The organism is Kitasatospora sp. Root107, from assembly GCF_001424875.1.
Lineage (GTDB): Bacteria > Actinomycetota > Actinomycetes > Streptomycetales > Streptomycetaceae > Kitasatospora.
This window is the reverse complement of sequence record NZ_LMCT01000040.1, coordinates 88,486-89,972: the sequence shown is the minus strand read 5'-3', so window position 1 is coordinate 89,972 and position 1,487 is coordinate 88,486. Positions and strand designations below refer to the sequence as shown.

Genomic DNA, 1,487 nt, shown 5'->3' with positions numbered 1-1,487 from the left:
CTCTGCTTGCCCTCGCTGCCGAACAGCAGCGAGCCGCCGTCGGCCGCGAAGGTGACCGATTCGCCCTGGCGCTGGAACGGGACGTTCACCGTCTCGGGGGCGGTGATGGTGCCGTCCTTCCAGTCGTAGAGCTTCGCCCAGAAGTAGCCGCGCAGCACCACCTTGGTACCGTCCGGCGAGAAGCCGCCGTCGGTGACCCAGGGGACGTCGGCGATGCTCTTGAAGGTGTTCACGGTGGAGGAGGAGAGGCTCTCGGGGCCCTGGTACAGGTGGCCCTTGTCCTTGTCGCTCTTGCTGGCGATGTACACCCGGCCGGTCACCGGGTGGACCAGCAGCGCCTCGGCGTCGCGCGGCCCGTCCGCGTACCGGACCCGGTAGCGGGTGGCCTGCACGGTCTGGTCGCCCAGTTGGGCGGGCTCGGCGAAGCGGTACAGCCAGACCTCGGGCCACTTGCCGTTGAAGTTGTCGCCGATGTCGGCCAGGTAGAGCTGGTTGTCCGGGCCGAGCGCGATCGCCTCGGCGTCCCGCAGGGTGACCCCGCGCAGGGTGACGGTGGCCAGCGTCCGGCCCTGGGAGTCGACGGCGAAGACGTACGGGCCGTCGTCGCTGTCGTTGTGCGTCCAGTAGACGCCGGGGTGCTGACGGCTGGCGGCCAGGCCGCTGGATTCGGTGATCCGCGCGTCCTGGACGGTGAACTCGCGCCGTGGGCTGCCGTCGGCGGCGGCCGGGGCGGCCGCCGGGCCGAGCACCAGCAGCAGGGCAGCCGCCAGCGCCGAGGCTGGTCCGGCCGACCGGCCCCGCCGGAGGACCGATCTTCCAGGCACCCGAAGCACACGGCGATCATCGCATGCGGCCGGGCCACCGTCCCAGCCCGCCGACCGCACGCTGACACCCCGTCACGAGCGCCGGACACCCGCCGACGCCCCCGGGCCACCGGCCGCTCACGGCCAGAGCAGCCCCCGCTCCCACCCGCAGGTGGCCCGCTCGTACGCCAGCCGGATGTGCCGTCGGCCGGGGTCGCCCTGCCAGAATTCCACCGCTATTCCACCGCTTCGGCGCGCAGCACGTACCGGGTCAGGCCCGGCACCGGGGCGCTCGGGTCGGCGGCCACCTCNGGGGTCGCCCTGCCACTTCGGCGCGCAGCACGTACCGGGTCAGGCCCGGCACCGGGGCGCTCGGGTCGGCGGCCACCTCGGCGGCGGCCAGCCGCCAGGCGGACTCCAACTCGCCCGCGCTGCCCAGCCGCTGGCTCTGCCGGCCGACCACGGCGGCGGTGTGCCCGGCCGGACCGACGCCCCGCTCGGCGGGCGGTGCGTCCTGCCGGCCGATCGCCTCGACCGGGCCGCGCACCCTGACCTGGCGGCCGAAGTCGGGCCAGTACGAGGTGAGCGCGGCCCAGGGGGTGACGGCGAGCTGCTCGCCCTTCGGGCTGCGCAGGTCGGCGAAGAAGCTCCAGCCGCCGGTGACCGGGTCGATACCGGGTCGAT

3 protein-coding genes are annotated in these 1,487 nt (G+C 74.4%); all 3 read right to left on the bottom strand.

Features of this window, described 5'->3' with window-relative positions:
• Positions 1-824: WD40 repeat domain-containing protein (locus ASC99_RS28065; protein ID WP_157531794.1), on the bottom strand; the 824-nt coding region annotated here is incomplete at its 3' end.
• A 117-nt stretch (positions 825-941) separates the two neighbouring features.
• Positions 942-1,037, bottom strand: coding sequence for a pyridoxine 5'-phosphate oxidase C-terminal domain-containing protein (locus ASC99_RS39885; protein ID WP_235583157.1), 96 nt, complete (start codon positions 1,035-1,037; stop codon positions 942-944).
• A 78-nt stretch (positions 1,038-1,115) separates the two neighbouring features.
• The coding region (locus ASC99_RS42315) for a pyridoxamine 5'-phosphate oxidase family protein (protein ID WP_369825188.1) at positions 1,116-1,476 on the bottom strand (361 nt) is incomplete at its 3' end.
• Positions 1,477-1,487: the final 11 nt, after the last annotated feature.